This window comes from Williamsia herbipolensis (assembly GCF_000964005.1).
Classification (GTDB): Bacteria; Actinomycetota; Actinomycetes; order Mycobacteriales; family Mycobacteriaceae; genus Williamsia_A; species Williamsia_A herbipolensis.
Window position 1 is genome coordinate 120320 of sequence record NZ_JXYP01000014.1, and the last position, 18726, is coordinate 139045.

At 68.6% G+C, this 18726-nt stretch carries 20 protein-coding genes and 1 tRNA gene; 8 read left to right on the top strand and 13 right to left on the bottom strand.

Going from position 1 to position 18726, the window contains the following annotated elements; genetic code table 11:
• Positions 1 to 5: 5 nt before the first annotated feature.
• Together TU34_RS06455 and TU34_RS06460 are read right to left on the bottom strand one after the other, a co-directional pair.
• Positions 6 to 401, bottom strand: coding sequence for a VOC family protein (locus tag TU34_RS06455; protein WP_045822030.1), 396 nt, complete (start codon positions 399 to 401; stop codon positions 6 to 8).
• A gap of 50 nt (positions 402 to 451) precedes the next feature.
• Positions 452 to 525: transfer RNA gene (locus TU34_RS06460), tRNA-Leu, on the bottom strand.
• 261 nt (positions 526 to 786) lie between these two features.
• Between TU34_RS06460 and TU34_RS06465 the strand changes: the two genes are divergently transcribed.
• The 3 genes from TU34_RS06465 to TU34_RS06475 all read left to right on the top strand — a co-directional run bounded on the left by TU34_RS06465 (position 787) and on the right by TU34_RS06475 (position 5381).
• Positions 787 to 1932 carry an SRPBCC family protein gene (locus tag TU34_RS06465; RefSeq protein ID WP_045822031.1) on the top strand — a complete coding sequence of 382 codons (1146 nt, stop codon included), beginning with the start codon at positions 787 to 789 and terminating at the stop codon, positions 1930 to 1932.
• Between the two features lie 94 nt (positions 1933 to 2026).
• Positions 2027 to 4408 (top strand): MMPL family transporter, encoded by a 2382-nt coding sequence (locus TU34_RS06470; protein ID WP_065973520.1) that lies wholly within the window; start codon positions 2027 to 2029, stop codon positions 4406 to 4408.
• Positions 4409 to 4511: 103 nt separating this feature from the next.
• Positions 4512 to 5381 (top strand): Bax inhibitor-1/YccA family protein, encoded by an 870-nt coding sequence (locus TU34_RS06475; protein WP_045822032.1) that lies wholly within the window; start codon positions 4512 to 4514, stop codon positions 5379 to 5381.
• 75 nt (positions 5382 to 5456) lie between these two features.
• On the opposite strand, the gene TU34_RS06480 is transcribed toward TU34_RS06475, so the two are convergent.
• Entirely contained in the window at positions 5457 to 6677 is a 1221-nt protein-coding gene (locus TU34_RS06480; RefSeq protein WP_045822033.1) for an acetyl-CoA C-acetyltransferase, read from the bottom strand.
• Between the two features lie 75 nt (positions 6678 to 6752).
• Complete coding sequence (locus TU34_RS06485; RefSeq protein ID WP_238981194.1) at positions 6753 to 7718, bottom strand: SGNH/GDSL hydrolase family protein; 966 nt, start codon at positions 7716 to 7718, stop codon at positions 6753 to 6755.
• A gap of 110 nt (positions 7719 to 7828) precedes the next feature.
• On the opposite strand from TU34_RS06485, the gene TU34_RS06490 reads away from it, so the two are divergent.
• Genes TU34_RS06490 through ilvA form a run of 3 tightly spaced genes read left to right on the top strand, consistent with a single transcriptional unit; the run spans position 7829 to position 11643 of the window.
• Positions 7829 to 9235 carry a cystathionine beta-synthase gene (locus tag TU34_RS06490; RefSeq protein ID WP_045822035.1) on the top strand — a complete coding sequence of 469 codons (1407 nt, stop codon included), beginning with the start codon at positions 7829 to 7831 and terminating at the stop codon, positions 9233 to 9235.
• Positions 9232 to 10404 carry a cystathionine gamma-synthase gene (locus TU34_RS06495; RefSeq protein WP_045822036.1) on the top strand — a complete coding sequence of 391 codons (1173 nt, stop codon included), beginning with the start codon at positions 9232 to 9234 and terminating at the stop codon, positions 10402 to 10404. Before TU34_RS06490 ends, TU34_RS06495 begins: the two co-directional genes overlap by 4 nt.
• 39 nt (positions 10405 to 10443) lie before the next feature.
• Positions 10444 to 11643: a threonine ammonia-lyase gene (gene ilvA, locus TU34_RS06500; protein ID WP_045822037.1), complete on the top strand. Its 1200-nt coding sequence runs from the start codon at positions 10444 to 10446 to the stop codon at positions 11641 to 11643.
• On the opposite strand, the gene TU34_RS06505 is transcribed toward ilvA, so the two are convergent.
• The 8 genes from TU34_RS06505 to TU34_RS06540 form a co-directional block, all read right to left on the bottom strand.
• Positions 11644 to 11961, bottom strand: a complete 318-nt coding sequence (locus TU34_RS06505) for a Rossmann-fold NAD(P)-binding domain-containing protein (protein WP_150116426.1) — start codon at positions 11959 to 11961, stop codon at positions 11644 to 11646.
• Positions 11962 to 12030: 69 nt separating this feature from the next.
• Positions 12031 to 12378, bottom strand: a complete 348-nt coding sequence (locus TU34_RS06510) for a hypothetical protein (RefSeq protein WP_045822039.1) — start codon at positions 12376 to 12378, stop codon at positions 12031 to 12033.
• A gap of 178 nt (positions 12379 to 12556) precedes the next feature.
• Positions 12557 to 13051, bottom strand: a complete 495-nt coding sequence (gene greA, locus TU34_RS06515; protein WP_045822040.1) for a transcription elongation factor GreA — start codon at positions 13049 to 13051, stop codon at positions 12557 to 12559.
• 162 nt (positions 13052 to 13213) lie between these two features.
• A complete protein-coding gene (locus TU34_RS06520; RefSeq protein WP_045822041.1) occupies positions 13214 to 14002 on the bottom strand; it encodes a queuosine precursor transporter in 789 nt (262 codons plus the stop codon).
• Between the two features lie 31 nt (positions 14003 to 14033).
• On the bottom strand, positions 14034 to 14705 hold the full coding sequence (locus tag TU34_RS06525; protein ID WP_045822042.1) for an LppP/LprE family lipoprotein: 672 nt from the start codon (positions 14703 to 14705) through the stop codon (positions 14034 to 14036).
• Between the two features lie 55 nt (positions 14706 to 14760).
• Positions 14761 to 15432 (bottom strand): LppP/LprE family lipoprotein, encoded by a 672-nt coding sequence (locus TU34_RS22945; protein WP_238981211.1) that lies wholly within the window; start codon positions 15430 to 15432, stop codon positions 14761 to 14763.
• Between the two features lie 31 nt (positions 15433 to 15463).
• Entirely contained in the window at positions 15464 to 15994 is a 531-nt protein-coding gene (locus TU34_RS06535) for an LppP/LprE family lipoprotein (RefSeq protein ID WP_160298510.1), read from the bottom strand.
• 294 nt (positions 15995 to 16288) lie between these two features.
• On the bottom strand, positions 16289 to 16723 hold the full coding sequence (locus tag TU34_RS06540; RefSeq protein ID WP_045822045.1) for a DUF4307 domain-containing protein: 435 nt from the start codon (positions 16721 to 16723) through the stop codon (positions 16289 to 16291).
• 200 nt (positions 16724 to 16923) lie between these two features.
• Between TU34_RS06540 and mca the strand changes: the two genes are divergently transcribed.
• Entirely contained in the window at positions 16924 to 17787 is an 864-nt protein-coding gene (gene mca / locus TU34_RS06545) for a mycothiol conjugate amidase Mca (protein WP_045822046.1), read from the top strand.
• Entirely contained in the window at positions 17784 to 18065 is a 282-nt protein-coding gene (locus TU34_RS06550; protein ID WP_045822047.1) for a hypothetical protein, read from the top strand. Before mca ends, TU34_RS06550 begins: the two co-directional genes overlap by 4 nt.
• A 41-nt stretch (positions 18066 to 18106) precedes the next feature.
• On the opposite strand, the gene praA is transcribed toward TU34_RS06550, so the two are convergent.
• Positions 18107 to 18616 carry an alkane oxidation protein activator PraA gene (praA, locus tag TU34_RS06555; protein ID WP_045822048.1) on the bottom strand — a complete coding sequence of 170 codons (510 nt, stop codon included), beginning with the start codon at positions 18614 to 18616 and terminating at the stop codon, positions 18107 to 18109.
• Positions 18617 to 18726 lie beyond the last annotated feature (110 nt).

Genomic DNA, 18726 nt, shown 5'->3' on the forward strand with positions numbered 1-18726 from the left:
CCCCGTCAGAAGGCGTCGCCGGTGCGCCAGGCCATCTCCTGCAACGTGAGCGAGTTGCCGTCGGGATCGGCGAACCCGGCGTACCGCACGCCGCCGCCGACGTCGTTCACCTCCCCGATCTCGAGGCCCCTGTCGGCGAGTTCGGCTCGCGCGGCGTCGATGTCGGCCACTACGAGGTGCAGCGCCTTCACCGATCCGGGCGCCATCTCGTCGTAGGCCCCCAGACCCGATCCGAAGCCCAGCGAGCACGCCGACCCAGGCGGCGTCACCTGCACCACCCGTGCGCCGTCGAACGGCGTCACGTCGACGTCGAGGGTGAAGCCCAGGGTGTCGACGTAGAACGCCTTGGCCCGGTCCACATCGGACACCGGGACGATCACGAGCTCGAGCTTCATCTGCATCGGGTGATCATCGCAGTCGCAGCGCACCGTGAGTGCGCTGTGTGGAGAAGTGCCCCCAGTCGGACTCGAACCGACACTGGGCGGATTTTAAGTCCGCTGCCTCTGCCAATTGGGCTATGGGGGCCGTTGCTGTGGGTAACCACCTGTTTTCTGACACACAGCATCTCATCGACTCGCAGCGGGAATCGCGACAGGTCGGACAGTTGCTTGTGACCTACACCGAGCGCAGGGAAACGCTCGACGAGCCCCGGGGGCCTGTGTCAGGGTTGGCGAGTTCGTGAGCGGTCGGCCGCGGGGTTCCGACACATCTTGACTTCGATCGTCGAGAGCGACACCATTCTCCCCACCCCTCGTACAGACGAACAGTTGGAAACGCTGACACCTCATGACGCGCATCGACATGGCCACCGATCTCGACTGCTCTGCTGAGCAGGCGTGGAAGCTGCTGACCGACCCGACGCAGAAGAACACCTGGTCGCCGGTGCTGACCACCGTCGAGGATCCGGGTGGGGACGACCGGATGGACCGGCCCGGCGCGATGCGCGAGGTCAACCTCGGCACCCCGGTGTGGAACACGGTGCACGAGGTGGTCACCGTGGCCGACGAGCCGCATCGATTCGACTACGTCGTCTACAAGAGCCCGGCTGTTCTGCGTAATTACCGCTGCCGCATCGACATCGACCCCAAGGACGACGGGTGCGCGGTCCGCTACACCGTCGACGTCGACTTCGTCTCCAAGCTGGGTGCCCTCGCGGAACCGGGCGTGCGGAGAGGACTCGAACGCTCCCTCGCAGGGTTGTCGGCCCAGTCGAAGCTGTTGCCGGCGGCATCCGATCGCAGTCGGCCCACGTCGCGACGCCGTCCGCGCCGTTCGACGGCGATGCTGCTGCGCCCCGAGGCGGGGCGGCAACTCGAACACCAGACGCACCTCGCCGCCGAACTCGCCGCCGAGGGTGACCCCAAGTACTGGTTCGCCCGGATGGTCGAGCTGACCACCGAGGAACTGCTCCGCCTGGTCGATGCCGAGGTCTTCGCCGAGCCCGAGTGGGTGCTGCGCCTGCTGGCGGCGATCCATCGCCGGCATGTCTCGGTTCTGCACAGCTATCGCACCGACGGCCCGGTGCCACCGCGCTGGCGGGCGGCGTGGGGTGCGTGCGACGAGATCGGTGACGGTCGCCGATTCCGGCACATGGCCGGCGGCGTGGTGAGTGCAGCACAGGCCCACATGAACGAGGACATGCACCGCGCGCTGGCCGAGGTCTACGACGTCCACTACCGGGACTCGCGTCACTACAAGGAGTTCCGACCCGACTACCTGCGGATGGCGCCGATGTACGGCGCAGCGCTCGACCGGCTCATCGCCGACATCCCGGCGCCGCTGATGCCGCGGCTGTTCCGCCTCAGCCGTATCGTCGCCCCGGAACTGCGGGACTCATTACTGCGGCGCTGCTATTACGACGTCGAGCGCGACCGGATGCTGGCCTTCGAACGCGGCTATCACCTCACCCGCGACGGCGTCGGTCGTCGCTGACTCGCGCCCCGCGGCGTTCTCAGCCTCGGCTGCTACGTTGACGAATCCCCACCGATTGATCACAGCGTCGATCTCGTAGCCGGAGGCCATCAGCGTGCTCGCCCGTTCGACCCGTCGGGTGACCGCCGCACCCCGTGTCGTCCTGGCGATCGCCGTCGTGTTCGTCGCCGTGTGCGGCGTGCTGGGCATCGGCGTCGCATCCCACCTGTCGGCGGGCGGTTACAGCGACCCGTCGTCGGAGTCGGCGCGGGCCGACCAGATGCTCGAGTCGGCGTTCGGTCGCGGCGGACTCCAGGTGGTCATCGCCCTGCGGATGCCGGCCGACGGTGACATCGGCTCGGACGCCACCGCCACCAACCTCGCCGGTGACATCACGAAATCGCTGTCCACCGATTCCTTTGTGCAGCAACCGATCGTGTCGCTGTGGCAGAACCCCGACTTCGGTGCATCTCTGCGCAGCACCGACGGCCGCACCGGCCTGATCGTGTTCTCGGTGCTGGGCGGTGAACGTGACGGCGCCCGCCACGCCCAGGAGATCGCCGACCGTTTCCGCGACACCTCGGGCATCACCGTGACCGTGGGCGGCGAGGCGTTGGCCTACCGCCAGGTGAACGACCAGACCTCCCGTGATCTCGCCATCGCCGAGGCGATCGCCATCCCCATCAGCTTCGCGCTGCTCGTCTTCGTGTTCGGTGGGCTCGTCGCCGCGGCCATCCCGATCGCGATCGGCATCGTGTCCATCATCGGCACCGCCGCGATCCTCCGTGTGCTGACCTCGTTCACCGACGTCTCGGTGTTCGCGCTCAACATGGCCACGGCGTTGGGTCTCGCGCTGGCGATCGACTACACCCTGCTGATCATCACCCGATATCGGGAGGAGATCGGCAACGGGTTCGACCGCCCACGGGCCCTGCTGCGCACCATGATGACCGCCGGTCGCACGGTGATCTTCTCCGCGGTCACCGTCGCCCTGGCGCTCTCGGCGATGGCGATCTTCCCGATGTACTTCCTGCGGTCGTTCGCCTACGCCGGTCTCGGGGTGATCCCGCTCGCCGCGATCGCCGCCCTCGTCCTCACCCCGGCCATCCTCACCGTGCTCGGTGACCGCGTCGACGACGGTGACGTCCGCCGCCCCCTACGTCGCCTGTTCCGCAGACCGCCGCCGACACCGGGTTTGCCCGAGACCTCGATCTTCTACCGCACCACCCGCGTCGTGTTCGGGCGTCCGCTCGTGATCGGAGTCGTGATCACCGCGTTCCTCCTGCTCCTCGGCGCCCCCTTCCTCGGCATCAAGCTCGGCTTCCCGGACGAACGTGTGCTGCCGTCGTCGGCGTCGACCTATCAGGTGGGGCAGCAGCTGCGGACGGCGTTCCAGACCAACGCGTCCTCGACGGTCACCGCCGTGCTGCCGCGGGTGGGAACCGATGCCGCGGCGAACACGGCGATCGAGACCTACGCCGCGCAACTGTCACAGGTCGCCGATGTCGAGTCGGTGACGACGGCCGCCGCCTCCTACGTCGACAACCGCAAGGAGGGCAGCGGCGACCCGGGGGCGAGCGGCTCGGCCGGGCAGTTCGTCACCATCTCGACCGCGCTCGATCCGTTCTCCTCGGCCGGGACACGACAAATCGATGCGTTGCGCGCGGTGCCGCGCCCCGCCGACACCCCCGTGTTGTTCACCGGGCTCGCACAACAGAACGTCGACAATGTCGCCGCGATCACCGACCGCCTGCCCCTGGTGCTCGGGGTCATCGCGATCACCACCGTGCTGCTGCTGTTCATGCTGACCGGCTCGATCCTGCTGCCGCTCAAAGCGCTGGTGCTCAACGTGCTCTCGCTGAGCGCGACCTTCGGCGCGATGGTGTGGATCTTCCAGGACGGTCACCTCGGTGGGCTCGGGACGACGGTCACCGGGACCCTCGCGGCGACGATGCCGGTCGTGATGTTCTGCATCGCCTTCGGACTCTCGATGGACTACGAGGTGTTCCTGCTGTCGCGGATACGCGAGGAGTGGCTGCGCACAGGCCGCGCCACCCGGGTCGACAGCGAGACCGCGGTCGCCTACGGACTGGCCCGCACCGGCCGGGTCGTCACCGCGGCGGCGGTGTTGATGGCGATCGTGTTCGCGGGCATCGTCGCGTCGCAGGTGTCGTTCATGCGCATGTTCGGGCTCGGGTTGATGATCGCCGTCCTCGTCGACGCGACACTCGTCCGCATGCTGCTGCTGCCGGCCATCATGAAGCTCGCGGGGCGGGCGAACTGGTGGGCACCGGCGCCTCTGCGTCGACTGCACGACCGCTTCGGACTCGCCGAACCCGGCCTCCCCGCCCCGCCGCGCCCGCCGGGGGAGACCGACGACTCGGCACCGCGTCGCGGGGGCATCACCAGGTCCCCGGCCCGCCCGCCTGTCGCCCGGGGCGCGCGGACGCGGGTGTCGTCGACACGGCTTTCTGCGACAAAGGTCAAGAGGAAGTAAAGTCGAACCGGAACTCACCGACGACCTCGGTCGTTGAACGGGTAATCGCTCGACCAGTCGGTCACGGGCGAGGAGATCACAGACGAATCGAAGGGACCAGACGGTGCGAGAAAGTAGCAATCCGGTGATGCGGGGTGTCCTCCGCGACAACCAGAAGGCGGGTGGCTATGCCGGGTTCGGAACCGGGATGGCCGGTGCCGGCCAAGGAGCCGTGTTCGGCCAGACCGGACAGCCCCAGCAGGTCGATCCCTACGCCCGCCCCGGGCAGCCGGTCGGCTCCCGCTCACTGACCATCGACGACGTCGTCACCAAGACCGCCAGCACCCTCGGCGTCCTGATCGTGTCGGCGATCATCTCCTACTTCCTCGTGCACCAGAACGAGGGCCTGGCGATGCCGCTGCTGCTGATCGGCGCGCTCGGCGGACTCGCGCTCGTCCTGGTCGCGACGTTCGGTCGCAAGCAGGACAACCCGGCCATCGTGCTCTCCTACGCGGTGCTCGAGGGCCTGTTCGTCGGCGCGATCTCGTTCGTGTTCGCCAACTACGCGGTCAGCGGCATCTCCGCCGGAGTGCTCATCGGGCAGGCCGTCCTCGGCACGTTCGGTGTCTTCGCGGGCATGCTCGTCGTCTACAAGACGGGCGCCATCCGCGTCACCCCTCGCTTCACCCGCATGCTGTTCGCCGCGATGATGGGCGTCATCGTCCTCATCCTCGGCAACCTGGTCGTCGGCTTCTTCAACGGCGGCTCGGGCCTGGGCCTGTACGACGGTGGCCCGCTGGCCATCATCTTCTCGCTGGTCTGCATCGGCCTGGCGGCGTTCAGCTTCCTCGTCGACTTCGACTCCGCCGACCGCCTCATCCGCGCCGGCGCACCGGAGAAGGCGGCCTGGGGCATCGCCCTCGGCCTCACCGTCACCCTGGTGTGGCTGTACGTCGAGATCCTGCGACTGCTCAGCTACTTCAACTCCGACTAGTCACCCGATGACGCAGAGAACCCCGCACCTCCTCGAAGGGGGTGCGGGGTTCTCTGCGTTGCGGGAGAGGTGCGCTCAGCTGAGGCGCTCGAGCACCATCGCCATACCCTGACCGCCACCGACACACATCGACTCGATGCCGAAGGTCTTGTCGTGGGTGGTGAGGTTGTTGAGCAGCGTGGTGGTGATCCGCGCACCGGTCATGCCGAACGGGTGACCGAGGGCGATCGCACCGCCGGACACGTTCAGCTTGTCGTGGTCGATGCCGAGCTCGGCGGCCGAACCGAGCACCTGGACGGCGAACGCCTCGTTGATCTCGACGAGGTCGATGTCGGAGATCGTCATCCCGGTGTTCTTGAGCACCTTGCGGATCGCCTCGATCGGACCGAGACCCATGATCTCCGGCGACAGGCCGGTCGCCGCGGTCGCGACCACGCGCGCCAGCGGGGTGAGGCCGAGTTCCTTGGCCTTGGTGTCGCTCATGATGACCAGCGCCGCGGCGCCGTCGTTGAGCGGACACGCGTTGCCGGCGGTGATGGTGCCGTCGGGACGGAACACCGGCTTGAGCTGCGACACCTTCTCGTAGGTGGTGCCGGCGCGCGGACCGTCGTCGGTGGAGACCACGGTGCCGTCGGGCAGGGTCACCGGATCGATCTCGCGCTCGAAGAAGCCCGACTTGATGGCCTCCTCAGCGCGGTTCTGGCTGAGCACACCCCAGCGGTCCTGGTCCTCACGCGAGATGCCGGTCATGGAGGCGACGTTCTCGGCGGTCTGGCCCATCGGGATGTAGACGTCGGGGATGAGGCCCGAGCCGCGCGGATCGGTCCATGCGGGGGCGCCGCCCTGTGCGGTCTTGTCGGTGCGGGCCATGGCCTCGTCGAACAGCGGGTTCTTGCTGTCGGGCCAGCCGTCGGCGCTGCCCACGGCGAAACTGGAGACGCTCTCCACGCCGCCGGAGATGAAGACGTCGCCCTCGCCGGCCTTGATGGCGTGCAGCGCCATACGGGTGGTCTGCAGCGACGACGAGCAGTAGCGGTTGACCGTCACGCCGGGGACGTGATCGAGGCCGAGCTCCACGGCGACGACACGGGCGATGTTGAAGCCGCCCTGTCCGCCCGGCTGGCCGATGCCGAGGTGGATGTCCTCGATGTCGGCACGGTCGAGTGCGGGCACCTTGTCGAGTGCGACCTGCACCATCTGGCGGGCCAGTTCATCGGGGCGGAGATCCTTCAACGAGCCCTTGCCGGCTCGGCCGATGGGCGAGCGCGCAGTGGAGACGATGACGGCTTCGGGCATGACGAGGCTCCTCAGGAGTTCGTGGGTGATGCGTGGGCCAATCGGACGTTACGCCATCACCGTCACGCGACCGACCTAGCGCTCGGCCAACGCGACCTCGGCCCGCCTGCGGCGCAGTCTGACCGGCCATCCGAGGCGCCGGCGCACACGCACCACCAGCCGATTGTTCTCGGCGAACTCCGAGACCTCGGGCGGGTCCGGCAGAGGTCCTGCGCCCCACTCGCCGATCGCGGCGAGCACCTCGGGGAGCATCGTCTGCGCGGCGAGCAGATACCCCGCCGCCGACGGGTGGTAGTTGTCGGCGGAGAACATCCGCTCGGGGGCGGCGAGGAACTCCTTGGCCAACAGATCGGCCAGGGGGACCGGGCGTCCGCCGGCGGCGCGCACCTCGTGCTCCTGGGCGGCGGCGAGCCGGAAACCCCACTGCCGCAGCACCGATCGCAGTGGCTGGGGGATCGCGGTGACCGCCCCGAGGTCGGGGCACGTGCCCACGATGACGTGCGCGTCGACCTCCCGGAGCCTCCGGACCGCCGACCCGAGCCGCCGCGCCGCGGGGCCGGGGCGGTTGCGGGCGGTGATGTCGTTGGCGCCGACGAGGATCACCGCGACGTCGGGTGGGGCGCCGGCGATGAGCATCGCGTCGACCTGTCCGGACAACCCGCGCGAGGTGGCACCCACGATCGCCTTCGTGCTCAACCGCACGGAGAGCCCGCTCTCGCGACACAGCATCCGGGTCAGCGCCACCCCCGGTGTCTCGTCGGCGACGTCGGCACCGAGACCCGCGGCGGTCGAGTCGCCGAACACCATCAGGTGCAGGTCGAACTCGCTGCGCGGGGTGATGCGTTCGGGACCGGATCCGTCGGGGAGATAGAGGCCGTCACCGTTGGGGGCGTTGTCGGTGCGGTGGGGGATCACCTCGCGTGCGGTGCGCGCCTGACCGGTGAGGAACGAGTACACCGCCCACCCGGCGCCGGCACTGCCCGCCGTCGCCGCCACCGTCGCGGTGACATCGCGGACCACTCGCCGCCGGGTTGCAGGCACGGGTTCAGCGTATCGGCTCGGACCGGTCGAACCGGCGCGAAGGCCGAGGGCTCGCCGGGTCGAGGGCATCGCCTGCGACACCTCGCGCGCGGGTCTGGAACGATGGACGCATGCGCATCGCCAATCACGTCGTCGACCTGGTCGGCGGCACCCCGCTGGTCAAGGTGAACTCGGTCGTCAGCCCCGGATCGGGGCTGGTGGCGGCCAAGGTCGAGTACCTCAACCCCGGTGGATCCTCCAAGGACCGCATCGCGGTCAAGATGGTCGACGCCGCCGAGGCGTCCGGGGAGCTCAAGCCCGGCGGCACGATCGTCGAGCCCACGTCGGGCAACACCGGCGTCGGCCTGGCCCTCGTCGCCCAGCAGCGCGGGTACCACTGCGTGTTCGTGTGCCCCGACAAGGTCGGCGAGGACAAGCGCAACGTGCTCAAGGCCTACGGCGCCGAGGTCGTCGTGTGCCCGACCGCGGTCGCCCCGGAGGATCCGGGCAGCTATTACAGCGTCTCCGACCGGCTGGTCCGCGAGATCGACGGCGCGTGGAAGCCGAACCAGTACGCCAACCCCGCCGGCCCGCAGAGCCACTACGAGACCACCGGTCCCGAGATCTGGGCCGACACCGAGGGCAAGATCACCCACTTCGTCGCGGGTGTCGGCACCGGCGGCACCATCACCGGTACCGGCCGCTACCTCAAGGAGGTGTCCGACGGTCGCGTGAAGATCATCGGCGCCGACCCGGAGGGTTCGGTCTACTCCGGTGGCACCGGTCGCCCCTACCTCGTCGAGGGTGTCGGCGAGGATTTCTGGCCCAGTGCCTACGACCCGTCGATCCCCGACGAGATCATCGCCGTCTCCGACGCCGACTCGTTCGACATGACCCGACGTCTGGCCCGCGAGGAGGGCCTGCTGGTCGGTGGTTCCTGCGGCATGGCGATGGTCGCGGCCCTCAAGGTGGCCGAGCGTGAGGGCCCCGACGCGATCGTCGTCGTCCTGCTGCCCGACGGCGGCCGCGGCTACATGGCGAAGATCTTCAACGACCGGTGGATGAGCAGCTACGGATTCCTGCGCACCCCGCTCGACGGCAAGGACAAGGGCGACCCGTCGGTCGGCGACGTGCTGCGCGGCAAGTCCGGCGCCCTGCCCGACTTCGTGCACACCCACCCCTCGGAGACCCTGCGCGACGCCATCGAGATCCTGCGCGAGTTCGAGGTGTCGCAGATGCCCGTCGTCGGTGCCGAGCCGCCCATCATGGCGGGCGAGGTCGCCGGTGCGGTCACCGAACGTGAACTGCTCTCCGCGGTGTTCGAGGGCCGCGCGAGCCTCGCAGACCCGGTCTCGGCCCACATGGGTGAGCCGTTCCCGCTGATCGGCGCCGGCGAGCCGGTGTCGGCGGCCACCAAGGCCCTGAGCGAATCCGACGCGCTGATGGTCGTCGAGGACGGCAAGCCGATCGGCGTCATCACCCGTCACGACCTGCTGGCCTTCGTCAGCTCCTCACCCCGGATCGGAGCATCGTCATGAGTGAACAGCGCAGTCGTGTCGACGCGAGTCGGTGGCAGGGCTTCGGTACCAAGGCGATCCACGCCGGGTACGAACCCGACCCGCTGACCGGCGCGGTCAACCCCCCGATCTACGCCAGCTCCACCTTCGCCCAGGACGGCGTCGGCGGGATGCGCGGGGGCTTCGAGTACGCGCGTACCGGCAATCCCACCCGACAGGCCCTCGAAGGCAACCTCGCGGCGATCGAGAGCGGTTCGTACGGACGGGGATTCGCCTCCGGTATGGCGGCGACCGACGCGCTGCTGCGCGCCACGCTGCGCCCCGGTGATCACCTGGTGATCCCGCACGATGCCTACGGCGGCACGTTCCGACTGATCGACAAGGTGTTCACCCAGTGGGGGATCAGCTACTCGGTCGCCCCGGTCTCCGACATCGACGCGGTGCGTGCGGCCATCACCCCGGCGACCAAGCTCGTGTGGGTCGAGACGCCCACCAACCCTCTGCTCAACATCGGTGACATCGAGGCACTCTCGGGTGTCGCCCACTCCGCCGGCGCCAAGCTCGTCGTCGACAACACCTTCGCCTCGCCGTATCTGCAGCAGCCGTTGACGCTCGGGGCCGACGTGGTGCTGCACTCGACGACCAAGTACCTCGGCGGGCATTCCGACGTCGTCGGTGGCGCACTGGTCACCGACGACGAGCAGCTCGACACCGATCTGGCGTTCCTGCAGAACGGTGCCGGCGCGGTCCCCGGACCGTTCGACGCCTATCTGACGATGCGCGGCATCAAGACCCTCGCGGTGCGTATGGACCGGCACAGCGACAACGCCGAGAAGATCGTCGAGTACCTGCAATCGCATCCCAAGATCGAGAAGGTGCTCTACCCGGGCCTCGAGTCGCATCCGAACCACGCCGTCGCGGCGCGGCAGATGAAGCGCTTCGGCGGCATGATCTCGGTGCTCGTCGCGGGCGGAGCCCCGGCGGCGCAGGAGTTCTGTGCCCGCACCGAGGTGTTCACACTCGCCGAGTCGCTGGGCGGCATCGAGTCGTTGATCGAGCACCCGGCGGCCATGACGCACGCCTCCACCGAGGGCTCCCTGCTCGAGGTCCCCGCCAACCTCGTCCGCCTGTCGGTGGGCATCGAGGACATCGCCGACCTCCTCGGCGACGTGGAGAACGCGCTGAGCTGAGCGAGGCGCGCGACCGATACGGGGTCTACCGTCGGATCCATGGTGATCACCTCTGCGCAGATCGACGAGGTGGTGGCGATGTTGGCGCCGGTGATGCGCCGGACGCCGATGGTGGCGTCCCGCGCACTGTCGGACATGTGCGGTGCGGACGTGTGGCTGAAGTGCGAGAACCTGCAGCGCACAGGGTCGTTCAAGCCCCGAGGGGCCTATCGGCGCATCGCCGGACTCACCGACGCCGAACGTGCGCGAGGAGTCGTCGCGGCGAGTGCGGGCAACCACGCTCAAGGTGTGGTGTGGTCGGCCACGACGCTGGGCATCACCTCGCGGGTGTACATGCCCACGGGCGCATCGTTGCCGAAGGTGACCGCGACCCGTGCCTACGGCGCGGAGGTGGTGCTCGAGGGCGAGATCATCGACGAGAGTCTCGTTGCCGCACAGGCGTTCTCCGAAGAGACCGGCGCCGTGCTGATCCACCCGTTCGATCACGCCGACATCGTCGCCGGCCAGGCGACGGTCGGGGTGGAGATCGCCGAGCAGATGCCCGACGTCGGCACCGTGGTGGTGCCGCTGGGTGGAGGTGGGCTGCTCGCCGGGGTGGCTGCGGCCATCAAATCAGTACGTCCGCAGACGCGTGTCGTGGGCGTGCAGGCGGCGGCGGCCGCGGCCTGGCCCGGCTCGATCGCCGCGGGTACGCCGACCCGGGTGGCCGAGATGAACACGATGGCCGACGGCATCGCAGTGGCGATGCCGGGCGCGGTCACGTTCGCCCATGTCGACGAGCTCGTCGACGAGATCGTGACCGTCGGTGAGGATCTCATCAGCCGCGCGGTCCTGCTGATGCTCGAGCGCGCGAAGTTGTTGGTCGAGCCCGGCGGCGCGGTGGCGGTGGCCGCCCTGATGGAGCCCGGTGCGCTGGCGCTACCCGGGCCGGTGTGCGCGGTGCTCTCCGGAGGCAACGTCGACCCGTTGTTGCTGTCGCACCTCACCACCCACGGTTTGCAGGCGGCGGGCCGGTACCTCACCGTCGCGGTGACGGTGCCCGACCGGCCGGGCGGCCTCGCGATGCTGCTGGAGACCCTGCGCGATTCCGGGGCGAGCGTGGTCGACGTCATCCATTCCCGCGTCGCGGGCGAACTGCGTCTCGGCGAGGTCCAGGTGACGGTCAGTCTCGAGACCCGCGGACCGGAACACCAGGCGATGGTGCGCGAGGCGCTGCGCTCGGCGGGGTTCTTCGACTGATCAGGCCGCGAGGGCGACGGTGTGCTCCGCGGTGTCGTCGAGAGTTGCACGCATCGGGTCGATGACGAGGTCGAGGGGGCCGAAGCACGAGCGTGCCGTGACCATGAGAGCGTCGCGGGCCGCGGCGTCACCGTGGTCGCCGACCACGGCCGCGGCGCGGGCGGAACCATATCCGCGCACTGCGTCGAGCAACACCCCGACGTCGGTCCCGATCACCACCACGCGGCATCCGCGGCGCAGCATCAGCTGAGCCAGATCGACGGCCAGGTGGTCGGGTGTCGCGTCGGTGGGGACGAGGAGAAGCACTGTTGTGGTCATGTCCCCAGCACACCGGGCGAGTGTGAGGAAACTCTGTTGCCGTGATGAGGAGTCGGCAACGATGTGGTCTCACGCCGCCGCAGCGGACTCCCTGCCGCCGGCCACGACGTCGTCGGTGCGCCACGGGCCGACGGTGATGGCGCCACCCGGATCGGCGACGAGTGTTACCGGACCCAGGCGACGTCCGACGCGGGTGAGCATGTCGCCGACCATCGTGGGGTCGTCGAGATCAACGACCATCGCCGGCGCCGAGGTCCCGGCGACCAGATCGACGAGTCGGGTGATCCGCGGGCCGGCGACGGCGACATGGTGGCCGGCCTTGATCAGGTCGCGTGCCAGATCGGCGCCGGCGCGATCGGCCACGGCGACGACGATGACGTCGAGTGGGCCGGGGGATGTGATTCGTGCGGATGCCATGTGTGCGTTCCTCTCGTGGGGGTTGTCGGTGCGCAACCCACGACACCCCACGAGCCTGTGCGGACGCTGCCCGTGCGCTGGGAGCCCGGCGGCAGTCGCCGGTCCGGGGTCAGGGGAGCGGGCCCTCCACGACGACAGCCCGCGTCCAGGCGGACGCGGGCTGTCAGGTCGATCGTGATCAGGAGTGGTACGGCTCCGCGCTGACGAGCGTCACCTTCACCACGGCGCCACTGGGCACCGAGTACTCGCGGGTCTCGCCGACCTCGGCGTCGATGAGCGCGCCTCCGAGAGGCGACACCGGCGAGTACACCTCGAGCGACGAGTCGCCGGCGCCCTCTTCGCGGGTGGCGATGAGGAAGGTCTCGGTGTCGGACTCGTCGCCGTCGTAGTAGACCTTGACGACCGAACCCGGGAGGGCGACACCCGACTTGGTGGGCGTCTCACCGACCTTGGCGTTGTTCAGGAGCTCCTGGAGCTGGCGGATGCGGGCTTCCTGCTGGCCCTGCTCCTCGCGGGCGGCGTGGTAGCCGCCGTTCTCCTTGAGATCGCCCTCTTCGCGTCGCTCGTTGATCTCCGCGGCGATGACGGGTCGATTGGCGATCAGGCCATCGAGTTCGTTCTTGAGCCGATCATGGGACTCCTGGGTCAGCCAGGTCACCTGTGTGTCGGTCATGGACGTCACTCCTGTCGAATCTTCTCCGCCCGCGATTCGGGCCGCGCGGTGTACCCAACTCCTGCAGGCACCTGCAAAATGCAGCAACACGGCCCCACCCTGGGGCCGTGTGTCGTTCGATGTTACCAGGTCTGCCCCGGTGAGAGCCCACACCGACGCAGCTCAGGCCGCGGCGTCGATGCGTGTGAGCGCCTCCTGATAGCTCGGTTCCGCCTTCTTCAGTCGACCTACGACGGCGTAGGTGATCGGCATGACGACGATCTCGACGAGCGTCTTCCACACGAAGCCGATCACGGTGTAGTTGACGAAGTCCTGCCAGGTGGAGATGCCCAGTGCCGACGCCGCGATGGAGCAGAACACGAGGGTGTCGAAGAACTCCCCGACGATCGTGGAGCTGATGAGACGTGCCCACAGGCGGCGTTCGCCGCTGCGCTCCTTCATCTTGACCATCACGTAGGAGTTCAGGAACTCGCCGACGAGGTACCCCGAGAGGCCCGCGAGCAGGAACTGCGGGACCACGCCGGCGACGGTCTCGAAGGCCTGCTGGCCGTCGTAGAAGTCGGCGGCGGGTAGGTGAATCGTCAGCCAGAAGCATCCCGAGGCGAGCAGGAGGACGCCGAACCCGCTGTAGATGACCCTGCGCATGGCGCGAAAGCCGTAGACCTCGCTGATCACGTCGCCGAGGACGTAGGCGAGGGGGAAGAGGTAGAAGGCGCCGTCGGTGACGAGTCCGTGCACCGAGAGGGGGCCCAGATCGAAACTCAGCGACGGGAACAGCAGCACACCCTTGGTGCCGGTGATGTTGCTGATGATCATCACCCCGACGAACAGGGCGACGAGGATAGGGAAGTAGGGACTGGTGAGCGAGGCGAAGGCCGGTGTCGCCGGGCGTGAGGCCCGCTGATCGGGATCAGTCTGCGAAACCGGCCGCCCAGACTTGGCGGTGGTCATGGTGGCCAAGTATGCCGCTCGTGGCGACGGATCAGCACTTTCCCTGGGTCACCGCGAACGGAAGTGTTCCGTCCATCACCACACGCGACCCGTTCCATCGGAACGTCACCTGCGTCGATCCCTGCGGTGCGGCGAGCGGCTCGTCGCCGGTGAGGTACCGGTATCGCACGGTGATCCGGTCGCGGCTCGCGCCGATCACCTCCTGGTAGCCGACGTTGCACTTGATCCCCGTCCCGATGAACCGCATGTCGCGGTTGAAGATCAGCAGTTGCTGCGGCGAGGACACGGTGGCTCCCTGGGTGTCGAGCTCCATGTAGGAGATGTCGTTGCAGCTGTCGAAATTCGCGGCGCCCGTCACCCAGCGATATCCGGGCCCGTCGGTGGGGACCGACGCGATGGCCCTGTCGAGCTCTGCGGGAGCAGGGTTGGTCGTGCCGCATCGGCGCAGCGGCGCCCGGTCAGAGGTGGGCGCGGGCGCGGCGACGTCGCCCCCGCTGCCGCCGTCGGAGCCCGAGCCACCCTGCGCCGTGTCGGCGACGTCGGTCTCGGGTGCGTCCACCGACGTGGTCGTGCTCGGCGACGATGCGGTGACCGTCACGGTCGCGGGGGTCGCGGTGGTCGCGTCGTCGGAACCGCAGGCGGCGAGGGAGGCAACTGCGCAGAGTCCGAGAACGGCTGTCGCGGTGCGTGTCACGATGGTCATGATCGTCTTTCGGGTCGGGTGGTCTCGGGTTGTGGGGGCGGGTGTGACGAGGTGGTCAGCATCGGCCTCGGGTGATCTCGTACGGCAAGGTCCCCTCCATCACGATGCGAGATCCGTTCCAGCGGAACTCGACGTTCGCGACGCCCACCGGGTTCTGGGTCGTCGACTGGAGGGGGTCGGAGGGGTCGGGAGAACGGTAGGTCACGCGGATGCCGTTGTTCGCGGGCAGCGACACGTACTCGGGATACCTGGTCTGACAACGGATACCGGTTCCGAGAAACCGGCCGTCGTGGTAGATCAGGAGTTGCCGTGGTGGTTGGATCACCGCCGCAGACGCGAACACCTCGACCCAGCTCAGGCCGACGCACGGGTTGCCACCCACCTGGGATACGCGCCACGTCGGGGACGTGATCGGCGGAGCGATACGTCGCATGTCGGCCGACACGGTCGACGGCACGCCCGAATCGGGGTCGCATGACGCTGTCGCCTGCTGCGCGCCCGAGCCGGAGCCACCGGAATCCTCTCCGCCGCTTGCGGAGTCACCGCCAGAGACGTCCGTTTCCGCCGCGGCGGAGGACGACGCAGTTGGCGCGGATGGGGACGACGTCGCGGTGACTGTCACGGTAGAGGGTGACGCGGTACCGGGGGTGTCGCCACAGCCGGTGAGCACGCCGCCGGTGGCGAGGGCCAGGACGAGGGCACAGGTGAGCCGGCGCCCGCCGTACATCGCCACAGTCGAGCGTCGAGTCGCGGTCATGTCAGCACTTCCCCTCGGTGAAGGCGTACGGCAGCGTGCCGTCCATCACGACGTGAGAACCGTTCCAGCGGAACGTGACATCGACCTTGCCGACACCGCCCTGAGAGTGCTGTTGCGCCGGATTGGTCAGGTCTATGTAGGTGTACTGGACGGTGATGGCGTCCGGTGAGGTCGCGAGAACGTATTGCCCCCAGCGCGCTTCGCACCTGATCCCGGTGCCCTGGAAGTGGCCGTCGTGATAGATCAATATCTGGTGCTCACGGACCGGTGCGAGTGCGCCTGCCCGATCGAGTTCGATCCGGCTCAGTCCTCGGCACCACGCACCGCCGGCGTTGTACGCGTGCCACGAACCGTTGCCGCCGGGCTGCGGGATGCGCGGGGCGTCTCGTACGGCCGCGGCGGCGGTTCCGATGTTCGGTGCGCAACCGGAGTTGCCCGTGCCGTCGGAATCCGACCCTCCGGTGCCCCCACCCCCGCCGGACGCGGGAACGACCGCGGTCACCGTGGTGGTCGAGGGGAGGGGTGTCGTCACCGGAGCGACATCGGAGGATGGATCTGCGGTGGCCGTGGCGGTTGCCGTGCGGTCGCGCGTGGGGAACGACACATCGTCTGTGCCGCAGCCGGCGAGGACGCCGACCGCGCACGCGCTGAGGCTCAGAAGGGCGACGGAACGGGGAAACGAGGGGAGGGCAATTCTCATGGCGGGGTCTCTGCTCTCTACCGGGACGTGTTGTCCGGTATCTCGCAGTACCGCTGCACTTCGTTAGCGGAGAAAAACGACTGATACCAACCTGTTATCGGATGTGGTCCGATCGTATGAAGCAGATCAGTCGGTGGGCGGCCGCAGATAGGCCGGCACGGTCTGCGAGCACCCGAACACCTCGCCGATGGCGGGTGCGGCGGAGGTCCGGACCCGCGACACGACGCCGGTCTGCTGCGCATCGCCCGGGGCGACGAGGACCTCGCGGCGTCCGACCTCGGAGCCGTCGCGCGCACGGGCGCGCACCACGCAGGCGACCGGCTCGCGCGGGTCGCTGCGGGTGACGGTGAACTGGACGTCGATGGTGGTGGCGTCGACGATGTCGTAACCGGTCGCCTCGCCCGAGACCGGCGGGTCGGCGAACTTCTTGTAGCCGACGAAGGCGACGGTGAGGCCCGCGGCGACCACGACGATCGACAGGATGATCAGCCAGCGGCGCCGGGTGCTCACCGGACGCTCGGTGGGGTACCGGCCGGGGGGCGGTGTGAGGCCGGTGGTCATGGTCCATACCTACCATGAGTGCGAGGGCGCTCCGGTTCGGCAGCAGTGGTGCGATCAGGGGCGCGCGGCCCGTCGGGACCTCCCGGTGGGAGAATTGCTGCAGCGAGCGGTGACGGAGCCCGACCGGGCCGATGAGCGGCGAGCGATGACGAGCGGTGTCGAAAGAAGTGAGGACGAGTGCAGTGAGTGGCCTTCGGTTGATGGCGGTGCACGCGCACCCCGACGACGAGTCGAGCAAGGGTGCGGCGACCATGGCCAAGTACTCCTCGGAGGGCCACGACGTCCTGGTGGTGACCCTGACCGGCGGCGAACGTGGCGACATCCTCAACCCGGCGATGGACCTGCCGGGGATCAAGGAGCGCATGCCCGAGGTCCGCAAGGAGGAGATGGCCAAGGCCGCCGCGGCGCTGGGTGTCGAACAGACGTGGTTGGGTTACGTCGATTCCGGTCTGCCCGAGGGCGATCCGCTGCCACCGCTCCCGGAGGGCTGTTTCGCGCTCGTCCCCCTCGAGGAGTCGACCGAGGCGCTGGTCCGGGTCGTCCGCGACTTCCGTCCGCACGTGATGATCACCTACGACGAGCGCGGCGGGTACCCGCATCCCGATCACATCCGTTGCCACGAGGTCTCGATGGCCGCCTACGAGGCGGCTGGTGACCCTGAGCGGTTCCCCGACGCGGGAGACCCCTGGACGGTCCCGAAGATCTACTACACACACGGCTTCATCCGCGACCGGATGATCCGTTTCTCCGACGAGTTCGACAAGCACGGGCAGGACAACCCGTACAAGGAATGGCTCGCGAACTGGGACCCCAGTCGCGGTGACCTGATGGGGCGCGTCACCACACAGATCACCTGCGGTGACTTCTTCACCGCGCGCGACGAGGCGTTGCGGGCGCACGCGACACAGATCGACCCGAACGGGGTCTTCTTCGCCGTGCCGATGGAGTGGCAGCAGCGGCTGTGGCCCACCGAGGAGTACGAGCTCGCGAAGACGCGGGTGAAGACGGCCATCCCCGAGACCGACCTGTTCGCCGGCCTCGACGCCGCCGCGGAGCAGTCGTGAACAGCACCCTGGTCCTTGCCGGCGCGCACGTCACCGACGTGCTCGCACGCGACGCCGACGGTCCGGAGTTCGGCAAGGCGTCGCCGCTGGGCCTTCTGCTCGTCCTGTTGCTGCTGGTGGGAACCGTGTTCCTCATCCGGTCGATGAACAAACGACTGCGCAAGCTGCCCACGAGTTTCTCCCGCGACGAGCCCGAGCCCGATCAGGCCGCCGACGACGGAACCGATCCCGGCAGCGTGGGGAACGACACCGGCCCCGCACGAGGTCGCGACAACTAGTAGCGACAACGCACGGGGCCGGATGGGTCGGACCCGATCGATCAGGACAGGGTGAAGGCCGGGTTCGGCTTGACGGTCAGGTTGTTGATCGTGCAGTTGCCCGGCAGCGACTGGTTGGTCGAGGTCAGGGTGTTGGTCAGGTTGTCGAACGATCCCGCGAGGGTCGCCGGGCCGCAGTTGCTGCTCAGCACCGAGAACGCGACGCCGGAGACCTGGCCGGTGGTGGCGCTGGTGGGCGTGAGGGTCCACGGCAGGCCCTTGATCACGGGCACGCCGCAGAGGAAGTTGCTGCCGCTGACCTTCGCGCCGGTGATCGATGCGGCACTGCCGTCGGCGTTCACCGAGCCGGTGAGGGTGATGTTGCAGTTGACCGGCACGCCGAACGACGCGTCCGAGGTGACCGAGATCGTTCCGGGTGCGGTGAACGCGGTGTTCGCCGGGGAGATCGTCGCGGCACCGGCCACTCCGGCCCCGATCGTCGCGCCGACGACGGCAACCGTCGCGGCGACGGTGGCGAGAGCGCGCGAGCGGACGGTGGTGTTGAACCTCATGGGTGTGTCCTCCAGGTAAGGGTGTCGAACGGGTGATCGTGACGTCGATCACTCGAAAAGGGACGTTAGGCTCACGAACTTCAGGTAACGCACCCTTCCGAACAGGTCTG

Excerpts from the sequence above, each read along its gene's own strand:
- TU34_RS06455 (WP_045822030.1), bottom strand. The coding sequence starts at position 401 with ATGCAGATGAAGCTCGAGCTCGTGATCGTCCCGGTGTCCGATGTGGAC.
- TU34_RS06465 (WP_045822031.1), top strand. The coding sequence starts at position 787 with ATGACGCGCATCGACATGGCCACCGATCTCGACTGCTCTGCTGAGCAG.
- TU34_RS06480 (WP_045822033.1), bottom strand. The coding sequence starts at position 6,677 with ATGCCCGAAGCCGTCATCGTCTCCACTGCGCGCTCGCCCATCGGCCGA.
- TU34_RS06490 (WP_045822035.1), top strand. The coding sequence starts at position 7,829 with ATGCGCATCGCCAATCACGTCGTCGACCTGGTCGGCGGCACCCCGCTG.
- TU34_RS06495 (WP_045822036.1), top strand. The coding sequence starts at position 9,232 with ATGAGTGAACAGCGCAGTCGTGTCGACGCGAGTCGGTGGCAGGGCTTC.
- ilvA (WP_045822037.1), top strand. The coding sequence starts at position 10,444 with ATGGTGATCACCTCTGCGCAGATCGACGAGGTGGTGGCGATGTTGGCG.
- TU34_RS06505 (WP_150116426.1), bottom strand. The coding sequence starts at position 11,961 with ATGACCACAACAGTGCTTCTCCTCGTCCCCACCGACGCGACACCCGAC.
- TU34_RS06510 (WP_045822039.1), bottom strand. The coding sequence starts at position 12,378 with ATGGCATCCGCACGAATCACATCCCCCGGCCCACTCGACGTCATCGTC.
- greA (WP_045822040.1), bottom strand. The coding sequence starts at position 13,051 with ATGACCGACACACAGGTGACCTGGCTGACCCAGGAGTCCCATGATCGG.
- TU34_RS06520 (WP_045822041.1), bottom strand. The coding sequence starts at position 14,002 with ATGACCACCGCCAAGTCTGGGCGGCCGGTTTCGCAGACTGATCCCGAT.
- TU34_RS06525 (WP_045822042.1), bottom strand. The coding sequence starts at position 14,705 with ATGACCATCGTGACACGCACCGCGACAGCCGTTCTCGGACTCTGCGCA.
- TU34_RS22945 (WP_238981211.1), bottom strand. The coding sequence starts at position 15,432 with ATGTACGGCGGGCGCCGGCTCACCTGTGCCCTCGTCCTGGCCCTCGCC.
- TU34_RS06540 (WP_045822045.1), bottom strand. The coding sequence starts at position 16,723 with ATGACCACCGGCCTCACACCGCCCCCCGGCCGGTACCCCACCGAGCGT.
- mca (WP_045822046.1), top strand. The coding sequence starts at position 16,924 with ATGGCGGTGCACGCGCACCCCGACGACGAGTCGAGCAAGGGTGCGGCG.
- praA (WP_045822048.1), bottom strand. The coding sequence starts at position 18,616 with ATGAGGTTCAACACCACCGTCCGCTCGCGCGCTCTCGCCACCGTCGCC.